16 protein-coding genes are annotated in these 18,935 nt (G+C 70.1%); 12 read left to right on the top strand and 4 right to left on the bottom strand.

Going from position 1 to position 18,935, the window contains the following annotated elements:
- Nucleotides 1–108 precede the first annotated feature (108 nt).
- Nucleotides 109–1,017 carry an LLM class flavin-dependent oxidoreductase gene (locus AB0B64_RS44880; RefSeq protein ID WP_358187270.1) on the top strand — a complete coding sequence of 303 codons (909 nt, stop codon included), beginning with the start codon at nucleotides 109–111 and terminating at the stop codon, nucleotides 1,015–1,017.
- A gap of 187 nt (nucleotides 1,018–1,204) precedes the next feature.
- Here the strand turns inward: AB0B64_RS44880 and AB0B64_RS44875 are convergent, their stop codons facing one another.
- Entirely contained in the window at nucleotides 1,205–1,594 is a 390-nt protein-coding gene (locus AB0B64_RS44875; RefSeq protein WP_357955607.1) for an Asp23/Gls24 family envelope stress response protein, read from the bottom strand.
- 1,035 nt (nucleotides 1,595–2,629) lie between these two features.
- Between AB0B64_RS44875 and AB0B64_RS44870 the strand changes: the two genes are divergently transcribed.
- Nucleotides 2,630–3,160 carry an HIT domain-containing protein gene (locus AB0B64_RS44870; protein ID WP_308016238.1) on the top strand — a complete coding sequence of 177 codons (531 nt, stop codon included), beginning with the start codon at nucleotides 2,630–2,632 and terminating at the stop codon, nucleotides 3,158–3,160.
- On the opposite strand, the gene AB0B64_RS44865 is transcribed toward AB0B64_RS44870, so the two are convergent.
- The 3 genes from AB0B64_RS44865 to AB0B64_RS44855 all read right to left on the bottom strand — a co-directional run bounded on the left by AB0B64_RS44865 (nucleotide 3,116) and on the right by AB0B64_RS44855 (nucleotide 9,102).
- The gene (locus AB0B64_RS44865) at nucleotides 3,116–5,170 is read right to left on the bottom strand and encodes a hypothetical protein (protein ID WP_358187264.1); all 2,055 of its coding nucleotides are present in this window, start codon (nucleotides 5,168–5,170) and stop codon (nucleotides 3,116–3,118) included. The two genes, AB0B64_RS44870 and AB0B64_RS44865, sit on opposite strands and share 45 nt — an antisense overlap.
- Before the next feature lie 88 nt (nucleotides 5,171–5,258).
- On the bottom strand, nucleotides 5,259–6,833 hold the full coding sequence (locus AB0B64_RS44860; protein WP_357955599.1) for a family 10 glycosylhydrolase: 1,575 nt from the start codon (nucleotides 6,831–6,833) through the stop codon (nucleotides 5,259–5,261).
- A 130-nt stretch (nucleotides 6,834–6,963) separates the two neighbouring features.
- Entirely contained in the window at nucleotides 6,964–9,102 is a 2,139-nt protein-coding gene (locus AB0B64_RS44855) for an elongation factor G-like protein EF-G2 (protein WP_358187258.1), read from the bottom strand.
- Between the two features lie 144 nt (nucleotides 9,103–9,246).
- On the opposite strand from AB0B64_RS44855, the gene pgsA reads away from it, so the two are divergent.
- From pgsA to pdxT, 10 genes are all read left to right on the top strand, one after another.
- The gene (pgsA, locus tag AB0B64_RS44850; RefSeq protein WP_358187255.1) at nucleotides 9,247–9,879 is read left to right on the top strand and encodes a phosphatidylinositol phosphate synthase; all 633 of its coding nucleotides are present in this window, start codon (nucleotides 9,247–9,249) and stop codon (nucleotides 9,877–9,879) included.
- Nucleotides 9,876–10,784: a phosphatidylinositol mannoside acyltransferase gene (locus tag AB0B64_RS44845; RefSeq protein ID WP_357955593.1), complete on the top strand. Its 909-nt coding sequence runs from the start codon at nucleotides 9,876–9,878 to the stop codon at nucleotides 10,782–10,784. The genes pgsA and AB0B64_RS44845 overlap by 4 nt, the downstream gene beginning before the upstream one ends.
- Complete coding sequence (locus AB0B64_RS44840) at nucleotides 10,781–11,911, top strand: glycosyltransferase family 4 protein (RefSeq protein ID WP_357955591.1); 1,131 nt, start codon at nucleotides 10,781–10,783, stop codon at nucleotides 11,909–11,911. The genes AB0B64_RS44845 and AB0B64_RS44840 overlap by 4 nt, the downstream gene beginning before the upstream one ends.
- Nucleotides 11,912–12,003: 92 nt before the next feature.
- Nucleotides 12,004–12,546, top strand: a complete 543-nt coding sequence (locus AB0B64_RS44835; protein WP_357955589.1) for a hypothetical protein — start codon at nucleotides 12,004–12,006, stop codon at nucleotides 12,544–12,546.
- Nucleotides 12,547–12,623: 77 nt separating this feature from the next.
- On the top strand, nucleotides 12,624–13,631 hold the full coding sequence (locus tag AB0B64_RS44830; RefSeq protein WP_357955586.1) for a DUF3048 domain-containing protein: 1,008 nt from the start codon (nucleotides 12,624–12,626) through the stop codon (nucleotides 13,629–13,631).
- Nucleotides 13,632–13,739: 108 nt separating this feature from the next.
- On the top strand, nucleotides 13,740–14,660 hold the full coding sequence (pdxS, locus tag AB0B64_RS44825) for a pyridoxal 5'-phosphate synthase lyase subunit PdxS (protein ID WP_357654753.1): 921 nt from the start codon (nucleotides 13,740–13,742) through the stop codon (nucleotides 14,658–14,660).
- Between the two features lie 220 nt (nucleotides 14,661–14,880).
- Nucleotides 14,881–16,563, top strand: a complete 1,683-nt coding sequence (locus tag AB0B64_RS44820; RefSeq protein WP_357955584.1) for an alkaline phosphatase D family protein — start codon at nucleotides 14,881–14,883, stop codon at nucleotides 16,561–16,563.
- Between the two features lie 84 nt (nucleotides 16,564–16,647).
- Nucleotides 16,648–17,070, top strand: a complete 423-nt coding sequence (locus AB0B64_RS44815) for a MarR family transcriptional regulator (protein WP_357955582.1) — start codon at nucleotides 16,648–16,650, stop codon at nucleotides 17,068–17,070.
- 43 nt (nucleotides 17,071–17,113) lie between these two features.
- Nucleotides 17,114–18,277: an MFS transporter gene (locus tag AB0B64_RS44810; RefSeq protein ID WP_358187241.1), complete on the top strand. Its 1,164-nt coding sequence runs from the start codon at nucleotides 17,114–17,116 to the stop codon at nucleotides 18,275–18,277.
- A 78-nt stretch (nucleotides 18,278–18,355) separates the two neighbouring features.
- Nucleotides 18,356–18,934 carry a pyridoxal 5'-phosphate synthase glutaminase subunit PdxT gene (gene pdxT, locus AB0B64_RS44805; RefSeq protein ID WP_357955577.1) on the top strand — a complete coding sequence of 193 codons (579 nt, stop codon included), beginning with the start codon at nucleotides 18,356–18,358 and terminating at the stop codon, nucleotides 18,932–18,934.
- Nucleotide 18,935 lies beyond the last annotated feature (1 nt).

Raw genomic sequence — 18,935 nt, 5'->3', positions numbered from 1 at the left:
TCCCAGAGATACGCCGCAGAGTGGAAGCAAGGCCCGCACATCGCGTGTGAGGACCCCGGAGGGGCGGTGCGATCTGTTCGCATGCCCTTTCGAAGGAGTGTTCCCCCGATGAACGTAGGTCTCGGCCTCCCCATCAATGACCCCGCCCAGCTGCTGACCTGGGCCCGCCGCGCCGACGCCGGCCCTTTCAGCGCACTCGGACTGCTCGACCGGCTCGTCTACGACAACCCCGAGCCACTGGTCACCCTCGCCGTCCTGGCCGGTGCCACCTCGCGTGTTCGCCTCCAGACCGAGGTGCTGATCGCGCCCCTGCACAACACCGCGATCCTGGCCAAGCAGGCCGCCACGTTGGACCGCCTCTCGGGCGGCCGGTTCACACTCGGCATCGGTACGGCAGGACGCGAGGACGACTACCTGGCAGCCGGTGTCGACGTCCACCGCCGGGGACGTCGCCTCGACCAACAGCTCGCCTCCCTGCGACGCGCCTGGTCCGGCAAGCCGTATGGGGTCGGTAGTGGCGATGGCGTGAGTTTGGTGAGTCCTGTGCCTGTTCGGCCTGAGGGCGATGGCGTGGGTCCGATCGGGCCCGCGCCTGTTCGGCCGGGTGGCCCCGAGGTGTTGTTCGGTGGCTTCGTCCCGGCGGTGTTCGAGCGGGTCGCCCGATGGGGTGATGGCTTCCTGGGTGCCGGGCTCGGGCCCCAGTGGATGGACACGGCCTTCCGCGACGTGGAGCGGCGATGGGAGCTTGCCGGTCGCGAGGGCCGTCCCCGCCTGGTGGCCCAGGTCAACGTCGCCCTCGGTCCGGAGACGGTGCTGGCGGAGGCCAGAAAGGAGATGGGCGATTACTACGCCTTCACCGGGCGGCCCGAGCACATGCTGGCCGGGCTGCTCACCACGTCCGCCGCGATCCGGGACGTGGTCACGGCGTTCACCGGCATCGGCGCCGACGAGGTGATGCTCTACTGCTGGGCCTCCGACCCGGACCAGATCGACCGCCTGGCCGACGCGGTGGCCTGACCCGCCTCCGGGCGGTACGTGCCACCGGACCATTACCCTGCGTCGCTCCGGCCCGCTGCGTCGCTCCGGACCGTTGTTCTGCACCGGGCCGGTGCTCAGGTGCTCTCCACCGGTCCGGTGTTCGGGTGCCCTGCTTGGGGGTGCACTGGAGTCGTGTCCAGGGGCGGTGGGCTGGTTGGGATCTTGGTCAGAAGGGGTCTGATCCCGAGGGCTCTTCGGTGGGTCTGGGCTCGCCGGGGAGGCGGACGTCGTCGACCGTGACGTTCACCTCGGTGACGCGCAGGCCGAGCATGCGGCTGACGCTGCGGGCCACATTGGTCTTGACGGCGGCGGCGACCTCCATCACCACATGGCCGTACTCGACCACGATCGTCAGGCTCACCGCCACCTGGCGGTCCTGGATCTGTGCGCTCACGCCCTGGTTGCCGCGCTGGGAGCCGATGCCGATGCGGTCGCGGACCGACTCGAAGGCCCGGGCCAGGTCGCCGCCCATGTCCGCGACGCCTGACACCTCCATTGTCGCGAGATAGGCCACCTTCTCTACCACCTCGTCGGCGACCTTGATCTGCCCCTTCACCACGGCCGCGGTGGCCGTCGGCCGGTCCCCAGAGAACGCCGTCGCGGCCGCCTCTCCGTACGGCGCGGTGCCGGATCCGGCAGCGGGAGTTGCGGCGGATCCGAGCCCGGTAGATCCAAGCCCCGTGGGTCCAGGGCTGGCGGGTCCGAGCCCTGTGTGTCCAGGGCTGCTGGGTCCGAGCCCTGCGGGTCCAGGGCTGGCAGGTCCAGGGCTGGTGTGGCGAAGTTCGGCGGTGCCTGGTCCGGAGGGGCCAAGTTCGGAGACGCCAAGGTCAGGGAAACCAGGGTCAGGGAAACCAGGGTCAGGGAAACCAGGGCTGTCCGGGCTGGGCTCTGGGTTGGCGGGGGCGATGCCGCGGAGTCCGACGCGGCTGGAGTCGGCGCCGCTTCTGCGAGATCCGCCACTGCCACTGCCACTGCCACTGTCACTGCCGATGCTCCGGGCGCTGACGACGCTGGAGTCGGCACCGGTGCCACGGATTCCGGCGTCACCAGAGGTGGAGCCGATGGAGCGGACTCCAACGTCGCCGGAGTCCAAGCTGGGGCTGGGGCTGGGGCTGGGGCTGGGGCTGGGGCTGGGGCCCAAGCCAGAGCCGGAGCCGGAGCCCAAGCCAGAGCCGGCGCGGGAGCTGGAATCCGAGCCGGAACTGGGCCCCAAGCCGGAACCTGAGCCGGAGCTGGACCCCAAGCCAGAATCCGAGCCGGAGCCCACGCCGGTACTCCAGCCGGAACCGGAGTCCGTGTCGACGCTGGAGTTGGGGCCGATGGAGCGGAGCGGGCCGCCACCGTATGGGTCGGGGCCTCGTTCTGTGGTGCCAGCGCCAGCGCCGGTGCCGGCGCCGGCGCCGGTATCGCCATATCCCATGGCGAGGTAGGCAGGGGGTTCGTATCCCGTGCTGTTCGTCCCCGTGGTGCCCGGGTTGGTGGTGTCGTCGCCTAATGCGTCGGTCATCGCGGCCTCCTCTGGGCGGTCTTGAGGATTGTCCCGGAAGCCTGTGCCGTTTGTCCCAAGACCTGGGGCCCTATGCTGCTAGATATGCACGATCAGGCAGGGGCCGGGGCACCAGACAACTTCCAGCGGCTGTGGACCCCGCATCGGATGGCCTACATCAAGGGCGAGGGCAAGCCGACCGGGACGGGCGCCGACGACGGGTGTCCGTTCGACGCCATCCCCAAGATGAGCGACGAGGAGGGGCTGATCGTGGCCAGGGGGGAGGTCGTGTACGCGGTGCTCAACCTCTACCCCTACAACTCCGGCCACCTCATGATCGTGCCCTATCGGCACGTACCCGACTATGACCTGCTTGATGGCGCCGAGCTGGTGGAGCTGGCGGAGTTCACGCAGCGGGCGGTGCGCGCGCTGCGCAAGGCGAGCGGGGCCCAGGGGTTCAACGTCGGCATGAACCTCGGTCAGGTGGCGGGGGCGGGCATCGCCGCCCACCTGCACCAGCATGTGGTGCCGAGGTGGGGCGGCGACACCAACTTCATGCCGGTCGTCGCGCAGACCAAGGTGTTGCCGCAGCTACTTCGTGACACGCGCGAGCTGCTCGCCGACGCTTGGGACTGACGGCCGCGGCAGCGCGGAGATGCCCGCCGACAGCAGCAGCGGGATGGCCAGGGCCAGGGCCATCGACAGTACGGCCGCGCCGGAGTCGTTGACCAGCATCCCGAGGACGCCGCTCACGAGCGTGCCGATCAGCCCGGCGCGCAGCGCGGGGGAGTAGGTGAAGGCGGCGGGCACCACTCCGGCGGAGGCCTGCTCGGGCCGCAGGATCGCGTAGACGAGGAACGCGGTGGCGGCGATCACGATCGGCATCAGGTTGGGGCTGAGCAGCGTGGCGAGCATGGCGCTGAGCTTGCGCAGGATGACCTCGAGGGCCTCGCCGCTGAGCACCTGTCCGACGAAGCGGCCCAGGTGGGTCTGCTTGTCGGGCGGCTGCAGGTAGTTGATGACCGCGAACGTCATCACGATCACCGCCCCCGCCACGCAGAACGCGCCCAGCTTCACGATCGACACCCGCTTGCCCGCTATGAGCAGTGCGGTCACCGCGATGCCCGGGACGAACGCGATCACGCCGCCGAAGTCGCTGCCCATGCCCGAGCCGCCGAGCACCATCGCGAACGCCCCCAGCACGGCCACCGCCGCCACGCCCACCTTGCCGGGGAAGTGGTGGGCGATGGTCGTGGTCGCCAGCAGGGTGCCGGTGGCCAGCAGCGCGAACGGGATGTTGCCCAGGCCGTAGTAGCGGGCGCCCACCTCGGCGCTGTAGCCCATGATGCTGTTGAGCTGCAGGGTCGTGCCGGTCAGCAGGTCGCCGGCGAGCGTGAGCGCGGTGATGCCCGCCACGACCGTGAGCGGGCCGAGCGGGTTGCGCCGCCACGGCCCCGCGCAGGCGAGGAGGGTGATGGCCGCCGTCCAGCCGAGCGCGCCGCCGATCAGGCCCGGCAGGGTGGACCACGGCAGCAGGTTGACCAGGTAGCTGGAGACGGGCAGCGAGGCCAGGGCGACCGCGGCCAGGCGTACCCAGGGCAGGCCCTTGCGGCGGCGCAGCAGCAGGAACGCGATCAGGTAGAACAGGACCTGCAGCACGGCGACGACCGTGAAGTAGATGCCCTTGACCGAGCGGATCGTCTGCGCGGTGGCGTCGGCGCGGCGCAGCCGGTCGATCGTCGCGCTCTGCGTGCTCACCTGGAGCGGCACGCCCACGACCGTGGCGGGCACCGGCACGCCGACCGTGGTCAGCGCGGTGGCGGTCAGGTCGGGCAGGATCGAGATGTCGTCGCGGTGTGTGGAGGCGGCGCCGAGCAGGCGGCCCTGCGCGCCGGGCTGGCGCAGCATCGCCACCCGCAGGTGCGGTACGGAGCCGTGGTCGGACAGGCCGGCCAGGATGACGGTGGCGTCGGCGGGCAGGGCCGACAGCAGCGCGCCCGCCTTCGCGTCGGCCTGCCGCAGCGCGGCCCGGCGCTCGGGGGCGCCGAGCTGGTCGGGCACGCGGGGCAGCTTGCCGGAGGCCAGGTAGGGGCGGATGAGGTCGTCGACCTCGGCCGCGACCATCCGGCACTGCGTCAGGTCGGCGGCCGTGACCTGATCGGGGGAGGCGAGGTAGCGGGACACCGCGCCGCTCCGGTCGGCCAGCGCCAGCGCGGCGCCGGGGCCGACCGCGACCGAGCACTGGCCCGCGGCCTTCAGCGCCTCGCCGAGCGTGCCCGCGTTGCGCTGGCCCGCCACGTCGATGAGGTAGCGGTAGTCGGGGATGACGGCGCCCTGGCCGCTCGCCTCCGGCGCCGGTGGCGCGCCGCAGCTGTAGCCGGAGGCCGACCTGGTGCCCGCCGACACGGTGAGCCACCCGTCGTAGGGGCAGGTCAGACTGCCCACAGTCCGTACGGACAGCGATCCGATCGCACTGGCACCCGCGAGCCGCCACAGATTGGGCGTGTCGTTCGGGGTGATGTCGTTCCAGTGGAGCCCCGGCACACCGATGAGCGCGACCCGCCCACCACCGTCCTCGGCCTGCCCCGCCTGGGCGAACCCCCCGACGAACAGGAGAACCGCCATCACGACCAGCACGCGCCTCACGGGAATGTCCCCCTACGATCTACGGCTACCGTCCGCAGCATCGTCTCACCTCGCTGTGGGTGGCGAGACCGTTCACAGCTCCAGCCTCTCAAGCCGGGGCGACCGTCACCTTGGCGGGCTTGCTCTCGTTCTGCAGGCGGTCGAGGGAGGTCACCAGGTAGGTGCCCGGCGCGCCGGCGGTGAAGGTGGGTGTGGTGACCACGGCCACCAGGTTGCGGGCGTCCACGGACTGGCAGTCCTGGCCCGACTTTGGGACCTCGTAGACCGCGTACGAGCGGGCGCCCTGGCTCGCGTTCCACGAGATGACCTGGCCGGCCGCCTTGACCGCCGCGGGTTTGGCCGGAGCCTCGCCACCGCGGTCCTTGATGAGCGGTAGCAGCGCCGGGCGGCTGTAGTGCTCCTTGGCCAGGCGGTCGACGGCGCCCAGGGGGTTGCTGAGCAGCTGTGCGGCGCTGAAGTAGACGTCGCCGCCGATCTGCCGGTATTCGCGGTTGAGCGTCAGGTGGGCGGACAGCTCGCCCGGCTTGGTCCACGCCTTGTCGTCCCTGGTGCCCACCCGGTAGAGGGCCTGGCCGATGTAGAGGTCGACGTCGGTGCCCTTGACCTCGTTGGCCCACCAGGGCGCCAGGGCCCGGTAGTCGGCCGCCTTGAAGCCGCGCGACCAGTAGAGCTGCGGCATCACGTAGTCGACTGTGCCCGCCTTGATCCAGTGCCGCGCATCCGCATAAATCGAGTCATAGGCCGACATGCCGGAGGTCTTGGAGCCCGTGGGATCCTCCGCCTTGTTGCGCCAGATGCCGAACGGGCTGACGCCGAACTTGACGTACTTTTTGGTCGCGTGCACGGCCTCGTCGACCTGGGCGATCAGCTTGTCGACGTTGTCCCGCCGCCAGTCGGCGAGGTTCTTGCCCTTGCCATACTTTGTAAAGGCGGCCGCGTCGTTGAACGTGCCGCCCTCGCCCGGATACGGGTAGAAGTAGTCGTCGAAGTGCACCCCGTCGATGTCGTAGCGCCGCGTCACGTCGGTGACGACCTTGGTGACGTGTTCGCGGACCGCCGGCAGACCGGGGTTGTAGTAGAGGCGCCCGTCGTACTTGACGGTCCAGCCCGGGTGCTGGCGGGCCGGGTGGTTGGCGGGCAGTTCGGCCACGTCGCCGTCGTAGGAGGCGCGATAGGGGTTGAACCAGGCGTGGAACTCCAGGCCGCGCTTGTGCGCCTCGGCGATGAGGAACGGCAGCGGGTCCCAGCCCGGGTCCTTTCCGGCGGTGCCGGTCAGATACTGCGTCCACGGCTCGATCGAGGACTTGTAGAGCGCGTCGGAGGCCGGCCGCACCTGTACGAACACCGCGTTGAAGCGGCGTTTGACCGCCGCGTCCAGAATCTTGAGGTAGTCGGCCTGCTGCTTGGCGACGGACAGGCCGGTGCGCGAGGGCCAGTCGATGTTCTTGACCGTGGCGATCCAGATGCCGCGCAGCTGGCGCTTGGGGTAGCGGACGTCGGCGGTGCAGGCGGCCCCGTCCCGCGTTTCGGCCGCCGTCTTCTTCGCGGAGGTGGCGGCGGTCACCGCGGGCGTCTGCTTGGCTCCCGGTCCGAAGAGGTAGGCGGCGCCGACGGTGACGGTGGCGAGGGCGGCAGCGGCGATGAGAGGGCGTCCGGTTCGCATGATGTTCCAGTCTGGCATTGGCTCCGACGTGCGCAGGCCGGAAAAAAGAAATCGTTTCGTGATGTTCGAGTGGCCAGAGTAATGGATGTGCCGGGAGGGACGGCGCCCCTCCCGGCCTCGGTCCCGTACGTCAGTCCGTGACGGCGACCTTCTCCGCCACGTGCGTCGGCAGCGGCTCGTAGCGCAGGAACGCGCGCTGGAAGGTCCCGGTGCCATGCGACATGGACCGCAGGTCGATGGCGTAGCGGGTGATCTCCAGCTCGGGCACCTCGGCCTTGACCAGGGTGCGTCCGGTGCCCACCGGCTCGGTGCCGAGCACCCGGCCGCGCCGCGACGACAGGTCCGACATCACCGAGCCCACGTAGTCGTCGGCCACCAGCACCGACAGCTCGTCGACCGGCTCCAGCAGCAGCGTCGGCACCTTGGACGCGGCCTCCTTGAGCGCCAGTTGCCCGGCGATCTGGAAGGCCATGTCGGAGGAGTCGACCGAGTGCGCCTTGCCGTCGTACAGCGTGACGCGCACGTCCACCATCGGGTAGCCGGCGACGACGCCCCGCTCCATCTGCGCGCGTACGCCCTTCTCGACCGACGGGATGAACTGCCGGGGCACCACACCGCCGACGATCTTGTCCACGAACTCGAACCCGCCGCCGGACGGCAGGGGCTCCACTTCCAGATGGCAGATCGCGAACTGGCCGTGGCCACCCGTCTGCTTGACGTTGCGGCCCATCGCCTGGCACTTGCCGCCGAACGTCTCGCGCAGCGGCACCCGCAGGTCGATGCGCTCGACCTCGACGCCGTGCCGTTTGGACAGCCGGTCGAGGAGCACGTCGGTGTGGGCCTCGCCCATGCACCAGAGCACGAGCTGCCGGGTCTCGGCGTTGTTCTCCAGCCGGAGCGTCGGGTCCTCGGCCACCAGGCGGCCCAGCGCCTGCGACAGCTTGTCCTCGTCGGCCTTGGACTTGGCCTGGATGGCGACCGGGAGCAGCGGCTCGGGCGTCTCCCACGCCGTCATGAGCAGGGGCCTGTCCACCTCCGACAGCGTGTCGCCGGTCTCGGCCCGGGAGAGCTTGGCCACCGCGATGATGTCGCCCGCCACCCCCTTCGGCGCGCCGCGCTGCTGCTTGCCCAGCGGGCAGGTGAGGGTCCCGATGCGCTCGTCCACATCGTGGTCCTCGTGCCCGCGCTCGGCCAGGCCGTGCCCTGACACGTGCACGGTCATGTCGGGGCGCAGGGAGCCGGAGAAGACGCGTACCAGGCTGATGCGGCCTACGTACGGGTCGCTGGTGGTCTTGACGACCTCGGCGACCAGCGGGCCGTCGGGGTCGCAGGTGATGCCCTGGACGGGCTTGCCGTCGAGGGAGGTGATCTCCGGCATCGGGTGTTCGAGCGGGGAGGGGAAGCCCTGCGTCATGAGTTCGAGCACCTCTTGGGCGCCCACGCCGATGCCGCTGCACAGCACGGGGAAGAAGCTGCCCCGGGCGACGGCCTTCTCGAGGTCCTCGATGAGGACCTTGGTGTCGATCGGCTCGCCCTCCAGGTAGCGCTCCATGAGCGACTCGTCTTCGCTCTCCTGGATGATGCCCTCGATCAGGACGCCGCGGTGCTCCTCGATCTGCGACTCGTACTCGGCGCCCGGGTCCTTCTCGGTGCGCGTGCCCGTGGCGTAGTTGTAGAACTTCTGCGACAGCAGGCCGATCAGGCCGTTCACGTGCCCGTTGGTGATCACCGGCAGGTAGAGGGGGGCCACGCCGTCGCCGAAGACGTCCTGGCAGGTGGCGAGGACCTCGTCGAAGTCGGCCCGCTGGTGGTCGATCTTGGTGATCACGACGGCTCTGGGCATGCCGACCTGGCTGCACTCCTCCCACAGCATCTGGGTCAGCCCGTCGATGCCCTCCGAGGCCGACACGACGAACAGGGCGGCGTCGGCCGCGCGCAGTCCGGCGCGCAGGTCGCCCACGAAGTCGGCGTAACCGGGGGTGTCCAGAAGATTGATCTTGATGCTGTTGTGCACCAGCGGCGCCAGTGACAGGTTCACCGAGCGCTGCTGACGTACCTCCACCTCGTCGAAGTCGCTGACAGTGTTGCCGTCCTCCACCCGGCCGGCCCGCTGAACGGTGCCCGTCGCGGCCAGCAGCTGCTCCACGAGGGTCGTCTTACCCGCCCCTGAATGGCCGACCAGCACGACATTGCGTATCGCATCCGCCCTGTCGGCCGCTGGTGCCCTGCCCGCGGCTCCCATGGCATGACCAGGGTTCTTTTCTGCCACATTCGCCTCCCGCGTCGTCGGTTGACGTGCCAACGCCGCGCCCGAGCGAGGGGACAGAAACCGCATGGACGCGGTGTGTTCACCAAATACCCCTGTGGCGGATATCACAAGGGGGGTGGGGCAAAGAAAGTCGTCGGCTCGTAAATGGCCTACGATCAGACCGCGATGCTGAAACTCCTGCGCCCGGCCATGACCCGGATACTCACCCCGCTGGGCAGGGCTCTGGCCGCCCGCGGGATCGGACCGAACGTCGTCACGGCGATCGGCACGATCGGCACCGTCGTCTGCGCCCTGCTCTTCTTCCCGCTGGGCCAGCTGTCCTGGGGCGCCCTGCTGATCACGGTGTTCGTGCTGTTCGACCTGCTCGACGGCCTGGTGGCCCGGCTCGGCGGCAAGGGCGGCAGCACCTGGGGGGCCTTCCTCGACTCCACCCTCGACAGGGTGGCCGACGCGGCCATATTTTCCGGGCTGATTCTTTACTTCATCTCGAAGGACGACGCGCTGATGGCCGCGGTGACGCTGGCCTGCCTGGTCGCCGGGACGCTGGTGTCCTACGCCAAGGCCAGGGCGGAGGGCCTCGGGCTCACCTGTGACGTGGGGCTGGCCGAGCGGCCGGAGCGGCTGGTCGTCGCGCTGGTGGCCACCTTCTTCGCCGGGCTCGGCGTACCGTACGTCCTGCCCGCGGGGATGTGGCTGCTGGCGCTGGCCAGCGCGGTCACGGTGGTGCAGCGGGTGGTCCACGTCCACTCACAGACGCGGCAGACGAGGGAGCGATGAGCCAGAAGATCTCGGTCACCGATCGGGTCGTCGCCGCGGGGTTCGCGGCCGGCTGGAAGCTCGTCCCGCTGCTGCCCCAGCGTGCGACCGCGGGGGCGTTCCGGCTGCTGGCCGACCGGGTGTGGCGCAAGCGTGGCAGGTCGGTGCGCCGCCTGGAGTCCAACCTGGCCAGGGTGACGGGGCTCGATCCCGGCAGCGTTGAGCTGCGCGAGCTGAGCCGGGCCGGCATGCGCTCCTACTTCCGCTACTTCCACGAGGTGTTCCGGCTGCCGTCGATGCGCCGCGAGGAGATCGTCCGCCGCACGCACGTGACCGGCGCCGAGCACATCCACGACACCGTGGCCGCCGGGCGCGGGGTGGTGCTGGCGCTGCCGCACATGGGCAACTGGGACCAGGCCGGCGCGTGGCTGGTGGGCGTGGGCCACCCGTTCGCGACCGTCGCGGAGCGGCTCAAGCCCGAGTCGCTGTTCCGCCGCTATGTCGCCTTCCGCGAGGGTCTGGGCATGGAGGTGCTGCCGCTCACGGGCGGTGACGGCCACAACTTCGGGACACTGGCCACGCGCGTACGCCGGGGCGGCGTCGTCTGCCTGCCCGCCGAGCGCGACCTGACCAAGAGCGGCATCGAGGTGCGCTTCTTCGGCTCGGCCACCAAGGTGCCCGCGGGCCCGCCGCTGCTGGCCGTCCAGACGGGCGCGGCGCTGCTGCCCGCCACCGTCTACTTCCACGGCGACGACTGGGGGATCGACATCCACGAGGAGATCCCCGTGCCCGAGGAGGGCACCAGGCAGGAGAAGGTCGCCATCGTGGCGCAGCGGCTGACGGACGTCTTCGAGAAGGGCATCGCCGAGCACCCGGAGGACTGGCACATGCTGCAGCGGCTCTGGCTGGAGGACCTGGCGAGATGAAGGTGGGCATCGTCTGTCCCTATTCGTGGGACATGCCCGGCGGGGTCAAACAGCACATCGACGACCTGGCCCAGGCGCTCATCGCACAGGATCACGAGGTCTCGGTCATCGCGCCGGCCGCCGACGACGAGGAGCTGCCTCCTTACGTGACGGGCGCGGGCCGGGCCATCCCGGTGCCCTACAACGGGTCGGTGGCCAGGATGTCGTTCGGCTTCATCTCGGCGGCCCGGGTGCGGCGCTGGGTGCGCGACGGCCGCTTCGACGTGCTGCACATCCACGAGCCGCTGGTGCCGAGCCTGGGCGTGCTGGCCTGCTGGGCGGCCAAGGGCCCGATCGTGGCCACCTTCCACGCCTCCTGGACGCGCTCGCGGGCCATCGCGGTGGCCGAGCCGCTGCTGCGCAGCGCGCTGGAGAAGCTCAGCGGGCGCATCGCGGTCTCCGACGCGGCCCGAAAGAGCCTGGTCGAGCAGTTCGGCGGCGACACCGTGCTGATCCCCAACGGGGTGACCGTCAGCCGCTACGCCCACGCCGAACCGCTCGACGGCTGGGGGCCCGACGGCGCCACGCTCGGCTTCCTCGGCCGGATGGACGAGGAGCGCAAGGGCCTGCCGATCCTGCTGGACGCCTTCAAGCCGCTGGCGGCCGAACGTCCGGAGCTCAAGCTCCTGATCGCCGGGCCGGGTGACGCCAAGGACGTCTACGACCGGGTGCCCAAGGAGCTGCACGACCGGGTCACCGTGCTCGGCATGGTCAGCGAGGCCGACAAGATCCGCGCCTACCACTCGGTCGATGTGTTCTGCGCGCCCAACACCCGGGGCGAGAGCTTCGGCATCGTGCTGGCCGAGGCCATGGCCTCCGGCGCGACCGTGCTGGCCAGCGACATCCCGGCCTTCCGCAAGGTGCTGGGCGAGGGTCAGGCGGGCGCGCTGTTCGCCAACGGCGACCCGGCCTCGCTGGCCCGCGAGGCGGCGGCGCTGCTCGACGCCCCCGAGCGGCGCGCCAAGCTGGCCGAGGAGGCGCTGGTAGCGGTCGGCAAGTACGACTGGTCGACGGTCGCCCGTGACGTGGTCCGGGTCTACGAGACGGTGACGGCCAGCGGCGCGGGCGGCGTGGAGGAAGACCTGTGACCACGGTCAGCGGCGTGGAGGAAGACCTGTGACCACGGTCAGCGGCGTGGAGGAAGACCTGTGACCTCGGTCAGCGACGTGGGGGATGAGCTGTGACCTCGACCATGATCGTGCTGATCGCGGGCATCGTCGTGGTGCTCACGGCCGTCTACATCTCCTGGCGGGCCGGTCGCCTCGACCGGTTGCACATCCGGCTGGAGCTGGCCCGCGAGGCGCTCGACGCCGCGCTCATGCGGCGCCGGGCCGTGGTGCTGGAGCTGGCCGGCTCCCGGCTGCTCGATCCGGCGACCTCGCTGGTGCTGGCCGCGGCGGCGCACGAGGCCAGGATGGCCGGGCCGGACGATCGCGAGCACGCCGAGAGCGACTTGTCAGGCGCGCTGCGCGCCGTGGTCGAGCAAGAGCGCTTCACCGAGAAGCTGTCGGAGTCGCCCGGCGGCCAGGCGCTGCTCGAAGAGCTCGGCGCGGCCGTGGCCAAGGTCGTCTATTCGCGCCGTTTCTACAACAGCGCCGTGGGTGTCACGCGTACGGCCCAGCGGCGCTGGCTCGCCAGAGTCCTTCGCCTGGCCGGACATACCGAATACCCCCAATTCTTCGAAATAGATGACAATCCACCGGCGACTATGGCAACTGAATGACCCGATTTGGAGAGCGCCGGTAGGCTTCTTCCGTTTCTTGGCCCATGCGGAGGAGTACACAGGTGCGGCTACCTCGGATGATTACCGTGACGCTGGCCGGAGCGGCGGTTCTGCTGCCGGTCGCGGCCTGCTCGTCGAACGAGCCCGCGGCGGGCAAGGCCCCGCAGGCGACCACGGCGTCCCCGACCGAGGAGCCCGCGGCCGAGCCCGGCAAGACCCACCCGTTCACCGGGCTGCCGATGGAGGGCGCCGCCAAGCCGGTGCTCGCCGTGAAGATCGAGAACACCGCCGCCGGCAAGCCCCAGCTCGGGCTCAAGAGCGCGGACATCGTCTACATCGAGCAGGTCGAGGCCGGTCTGACCCGTCTGATGGCGGTCTTCTCCTCCAAGCTGCCGGCCAAGGTGGGGCCCGTACGTAGTGCCCGCATCTCCGACCTGCACATCGTGCCGCAGTTCGGCAAGCCCGCCTTCGCCTACTCGGGCGTGCAGTCGCTGATGCTGCCGTTCATGGCCAAGGCGTCGCTGTACGACGTCGGCGACACCCGCAACCCCGGCGCCTTCTTCCGCCAGCCGGGCCGCGTCGCCCCCTACAACCTGTTCGCCACCACCAAGAAGCTGCTGTCGCGGGCGCCGGGTGCCGACAAGGCCAAGGACATCGGCTTCACCTTCGGCGACGCCCCGGCCGACGGCGGCGTGGACAAGAAGACCTACAGCGTCAAGTGGCCCGGCGCGCGCTTCACCTTCGGCTGGTCCGAGTCGGACAAGAAGTGGATGATCTGGCAGGACGGCAAGAAGGACATGGCGGCGGAGGGCGGCCAGCTCGGCGCGCCCACGATCGTCGTCCAGTACACCAAGACCGAGCGCTCCCAGTTCCACGACAAGAACCAGAGCTACACGCCCCTGGTGCACAGCGTCGGCAGGGGCTCGGCGGTGGTGCTGCGCGACGGCAAGGCGTACAAGGCCAAGTGGGAGCGGAAGTCGGAGGAGAGCGGCACGACCTTCACCACGGAGAGTGGCGAGCCGATGAACTTCGCGCCCGGCCAGGTCTGGGTCGCGCTCGCCAGTCGCAAGCCTGTCATCCCCTGAAATGCGCACCTAGATGTACAAGAGGGCTGATAAATCCTGACATGGTGGCGTGTCAGGAGAGAGGCCCTCAGGACCTACCATGGGTTTGATAACTTACCGTTCGCTTTTGTGAGGAAGACCGTCGTGTCCAGCACGCCCGAAAACACCCCCGTCACCGGCACCGCGCGCGTCAAGCGTGGCATGGCCGAGATGCTCAAGGGCGGCGTCATCATGGACGTCGTCACCCCCGAGCAGGCGAAGATCGCCGAAGACGCCGGCGCCGTCGCCGTGATGGCCCTGGAGCGCGTGCCCGCCGACATCCGCGCGCAGGGCGGCGTGTCCCGGATGAGCGATCCCGACATGATCGACGGCATCATCGCCGCCGTGTCGATCCCGGTCATGGCCAAGGCCCGCATCGGCCACTTCACCGAGGCCCGCGTGCTGCAGGCCCTGGGCGTCGACTACGTCGACGAGTCCGAGGTGCTGACCCCGGCCGACTACGCCAACCACATCGACAAGTGGCAGTTCACCGTGCCCTTCGTGTGCGGCGCGACGAACCTGGGCGAGGCCCTGCGCCGCATCACCGAGGGCGCGGCCATGATCCGCTCCAAGGGTGAGGCCGGCACCGGCGATGTCTCCAACGCGGTCACCCACATGCGGACGATCCGCGGCGAGCTCAAGCGGCTCAGCTCGCTGCCCGAGGACGAGCTCTACGTCGCGGCCAAGGAGCTGCAGGCGCCGTACGAGCTGGTCGCCGAGGTGGCCCGCACCGGCAAGCTGCCCGTCGTGCTGTTCACCGCGGGCGGCATCGCCACCCCGGCCGACGCGGCGATGATGATGCAGCTCGGCGCCGAGGGCGTGTTCGTCGGCTCCGGCATCTTCAAGTCCGGCGACCCGGCCAAGCGCGCCGCGGCCATCGTCAAGGCCACCACGTTCTACGACGACCCCGACGTGATCGCCAAGGTCTCGCGCGGGCTGGGCGAGGCGATGGTCGGCATCAACGTCGACGACATCCCCCAGCCGCACCGCCTCGCCGAGCGCGGTTGGTGACATCGGCCTGCTGTGCGGCGTGTCGCCGCAGGTCACGCATGACTCGGGATGAAATGATCTAGTACGCCGGGCACACCGCCACGACGACGGAAATTTCCGAAGAGGGCGATATCCGCGAAGGATGTCGCCTTTTTCGTGTTAGGTGGTGTTCACCCGGGCGTCACGATTCTGAGTCAGGCTACGGGACGCCCCCTCCCATTGATCGTCCCAGGAGCGCCCCGTGTCCAAGCTCAACCGCCGGCACTTCCTCGTGGCCGGGTTAACCGCGGGTGCCGCCGCGGCTCTCCCGGCCACCGCCGCCCACGCCGACCCCACCCCGGACCCCGCCGCCGAGACCGCCCAGAGCCTGGCCTCGCGGGGCCTGACCACCGACCCGTTCACGCTCGGCGTCGCGAGCGGCGACCCCGACCACGAGGGCTTCGTGCTGTGGACCCGGCTGGCCCAGCAGCCGCTGGCCGAGGACGGTTTCGGCGGCATGCCGCAGCGGCCGTTCCCGGTGCTGTGGCAGATCTACTCCGACGAGCGCTGCCGCCGCGTGGTCCGCAGCGGCGTCACCGTGGCCGCCCCCGAATGGGGCCACAGCGTGCACATCGAGGTCGACAGTCTCGGCTCCGACCGTGAGTACTGGTACCGCTTCCGCGTCGGCCCCTACGTCTCGCCCGTCGGCCGGGCCAGGACCGCCCCGCACCCGCTGTCGTACGGCGGCGCCCTGTCGATGGCCTTCGTCTCCTGCGCCCAGTACGAGCACGGCTACTTCACCTCCTACCGGAGGCTGGCCGAGGAGCACCCGGACCTCATCCTGCACCTGGGCGACTACCAGTACGAATACACCAAGAACACCTACAACATCCCTGGCGGCAACGTACGGAACCACGAGGGCCCCGAGACCGTCACGCTGGCCAACTACCGCCAACGCCACGCCCAGTACAAGGCCGACCCCGACCTTCAGGCCGCCCACGCCGCCGCCCCCTGGCTCGTCGTCTTCGACGACCACGAGGTGGACAACAACTGGGCCGACGAGGTCCCGGAGCACGCCGAGGACCAGCCGACCTTCCTGCAGCGCCGAGAGGCCGCCTTCCGGGCCTACTACGAGAACATGCCGCTGCGCCGCACCTCCATCCCGCGCGGCATCGACATGCAGCTCTACCGGCGCGTGCGCTGGGGGCGGATGGCCAGCTTCCACATGCTCGACACCCGCCAGTACCGCGACGACCAGGGCTGCGGCGACGGCTACAAGGACTGCCCGGCCGCGGTGGACCCGGCGAGGTCGATCACCGGCGCGGCGCAGGAGGAGTGGCTGGTCGACGGCTTCCACAAGTCGCGGGCGCAGTGGGACATCATCGGCCAGCAGGTCTTCTTCGCCCAGCGCGACAACAACGCCGGCCCGGCCAAGGTGACCAGCATGGACGCCTGGGACGGGTACGTCGCCTCCCGCCAGCGGATCACGCAGGGCTGGGTCGACGCCAAGGTCCGCAACCCCGTCGTGCTGACCGGTGACGTGCACGCGCACTGGGCCAGCGACCTGAAGCTGAACTACGACGACCCGACCGGCCCGAGCGTGGGCTCCGAACTGGTGGCCAGCTCGATCTCCACCGGTGGCGACGGCGCCGACTCCGACCCGGCCACGCACCCGTTCCTGGCCATCAACCCGCACCTGAAGTTCTACAACAACCAGCGCGGCTACGTGCTGACGAAGATCGAGCGCGACGCGCTCACCGCGGACTTCAAGGTGGTGCCCCACCTGCGGGAACCTGGCGCGGAGGCGTACACGAGGGCGACGTTCGTGGTCGAGGACCGCGTCCCCGGCGTGCAGCAGACGTACCTGCGCCCGCTCGACCCGTCCGTGCTCGCGCGGCGCGTCACGGTGGACGAGACCGTCCGCCTGGAGACCGAACGCCCGTAAATCCCGGCGAGGCGGCGTCCGACAGGGCGCCGCCTTTTTCGCGCCTGGAATATTAGCCAGGCTAAGTTAGTTAAGCTAAGTATCATGAGGGACGATCCCACCGAGCTGGCCGAACAGGTCTCCGCGGTGCTCCGCCACCTGGTGCTGCTGCTCAGGCGCACGGTGGCGGGCCAGCCGGTCACCAGCCAGCAGTACGCCGTCCTCGGCTCCCTGGAGCCCGGCCCCCGCCGGATGACCGAGCTGGCCGAGGAGCACGCCGTACAACTGCCCACCATGTCCGTGCAGATCAACCGCCTGGAAGAGGCGGGGCTGGTGGCCAGAGGCACCGACCCGGCCGACGCCCGCGTCAGGACGGTCGAGCTCACCGACGAGGGCCGCGTCCGGCTGCGGGCCGTACGCCAGGCCAGGATCGCCCACCTCAGCCGGGAACTGGCGGCGCTCAGCGATGACGAGCGAGCCGCCCTGGCGGTCGCCTTGCCCACGTTGGCGAAGCTCGGCCGCACATGAGAGGAGCACTATGCAGTCCGGTGGCGGAATCCTTCGTCAGCCGATGTCCGTCTGGGCCACCGCCTTCGCCGCGGTGGTCGCCTTCATGGGCATCGGTCTCGTCGACCCCATCCTGCCGTCCATCGCCCAAGGTCTGAAGGCCACGCCCAGCCAGGTGTCGCTGCTGTTCACCAGCTACTTCCTGGTGACCGCCGTCGCCATGCTGCTGACCGGCTGGGTCTCCAGCCGCATCGGCGGCAAGCGCACCCTGCTGGCCGGGCTCTCGCTGGTCATCGTCTTCGCCGCGCTCGCGGGCACCTCCAGCAGCGTCGCCGAACTCGTCGGCTTCCGCGCCGGCTGGGGCCTGGGCAACGCGCTGTTCGTGGCCACCGCGCTCGCCGTCATCGTCGGCGCGGCCAGCGGCGGCGGCGCCGCGGCCATCATCCTGTACGAGGCCGCGCTCGGCCTGGGCATCTCGGCCGGTCCGCTGGCCGGCGCCCTGCTCGGCGACTGGAACTGGCGAGCCCCCTTCTTCGGCACCGCCACGCTGATGGCCGCCGGTTTCGTGCTGATCGCCACGCTGCTGGAGGCGACGCCCAAACCCGCCGTCAGGACCAAGCTGAGCGCGCCCCTGCGGGCCCTGACGCATGGGGGCCTGTCCACCACGGCCTTCACCGCGCTGTTCTACAACTTCGCCTTCTTCACGATCCTCGCCTTCACCCCGTTCATCCTGCACATGACCGCCTACGGCATCGGCGCGGTGTTCTTCGGCTGGGGCGTGTGCGTGGCGCTGGCCTCGGTGTTCGGCGCGCCGCCGCTGCAGCGCCGGATCGGCTCGGTGAACGTCCTGCACCTGGCGCTGGCCGTGCTGGCCGTCCTCCAGGTCGGCATCGCCGTGTCGGGGCACGCCGGGATCATCGTCTGCACGATCCTGTCCGGCATCCCGATCGGCCTGAACAACACCGTCTTCACCGAGTCGGCCATGGAGGTCTCCGACGCGCCCCGGCCCGTCGCCTCCGCCGGTTACAACTTCGTCCGCTGGATGGGCGGCGCCCTCGCCCCCTTCATCGCCACCAAGCTGGGCGAGGAACTCGGCGCCCCGATCCCGTACGCGCTCGGCGCCCTGTGCTGCCTGATCGGCATGGCCATCCTGTACGCCCGGCGCCACCACCTGAGCGCCCTGTCCCGCGTGGACGTCGTGGCCCAGGAGGCCGCCGCGGCGGCGTGATCGCCCACCCCTAGGAAGATCCCAGGCCGTCCTGGTGTTGAATTGTCCGAAACCCGTAAGCCGGACGGAAGGATCACCGTGCCCACGATCGGTGTACTCGCTCTCCAAGGGAGCGTGCGCGAGCACGTGCGCATGCTCCAGGAGGCCGGCGCGTCGGCCATCGCCGTACGCCGGCCCGCCGAGCTGGACACGGTCGACGGCCTGGTCATCCCCGGGGGCGAATCGACCACGATGTGGAAGCTCGCCGACACCTTCGACCTGCTCGAACCCCTGCGGATGCGGATCAAGGACGGCATGCCCGCCTACGGCTCCTGCGCCGGCATGATCATGCTGGCCGACCGCATCGAGGACGGCGCCGAGGGACAGCAGACCATCGGCGGCATCGACATGGTCGTCAGGCGCAACGCCTTCGGCCGCCAGATCGACTCCTTCGAGTCCGATCTGGACTTCGCCGGCGAGCGGGTGCACGCCATCTTCATCCGCGCCCCATGGGTCGAATCGGTCGGCACGGACGTCGAAGTGCTGGGCATCGCCGAGCCTGGGGATAGGATCGTCGCGGTCCGCCAAGGACCGCTGCTCGCGACCTCGTTCCACCCTGAGCTGACGGGTGACACGCGCGTGCACCGATACTTCGTAGACATGCTGAGGGAGCTCTAGG

The organism is Nonomuraea sp. NPDC049129 (assembly GCF_040648495.1).
Taxonomy (GTDB): domain Bacteria; phylum Actinomycetota; class Actinomycetes; order Streptosporangiales; family Streptosporangiaceae; genus Nonomuraea.
This window is presented reverse-complemented; position numbering and strand designations above follow the sequence as displayed.

Excerpts from the sequence above, each read along its gene's own strand:
- AB0B64_RS44860 (WP_357955599.1), bottom strand. The coding sequence starts at position 6,833 with ATGCGAACCGGACGCCCTCTCATCGCCGCTGCCGCCCTCGCCACCGTC.
- AB0B64_RS44815 (WP_357955582.1), top strand. The coding sequence starts at position 16,648 with ATGAGGGACGATCCCACCGAGCTGGCCGAACAGGTCTCCGCGGTGCTC.
- AB0B64_RS44810 (WP_358187241.1), top strand. The coding sequence starts at position 17,114 with ATGTCCGTCTGGGCCACCGCCTTCGCCGCGGTGGTCGCCTTCATGGGC.
- pgsA (WP_358187255.1), top strand. The coding sequence starts at position 9,247 with ATGGCCTACGATCAGACCGCGATGCTGAAACTCCTGCGCCCGGCCATG.
- AB0B64_RS44845 (WP_357955593.1), top strand. The coding sequence starts at position 9,876 with ATGAGCCAGAAGATCTCGGTCACCGATCGGGTCGTCGCCGCGGGGTTC.
- AB0B64_RS44840 (WP_357955591.1), top strand. The coding sequence starts at position 10,781 with ATGAAGGTGGGCATCGTCTGTCCCTATTCGTGGGACATGCCCGGCGGG.
- AB0B64_RS44870 (WP_308016238.1), top strand. The coding sequence starts at position 2,630 with ATGCACGATCAGGCAGGGGCCGGGGCACCAGACAACTTCCAGCGGCTG.
- AB0B64_RS44880 (WP_358187270.1), top strand. The coding sequence starts at position 109 with ATGAACGTAGGTCTCGGCCTCCCCATCAATGACCCCGCCCAGCTGCTG.
- AB0B64_RS44830 (WP_357955586.1), top strand. The coding sequence starts at position 12,624 with ATGATTACCGTGACGCTGGCCGGAGCGGCGGTTCTGCTGCCGGTCGCG.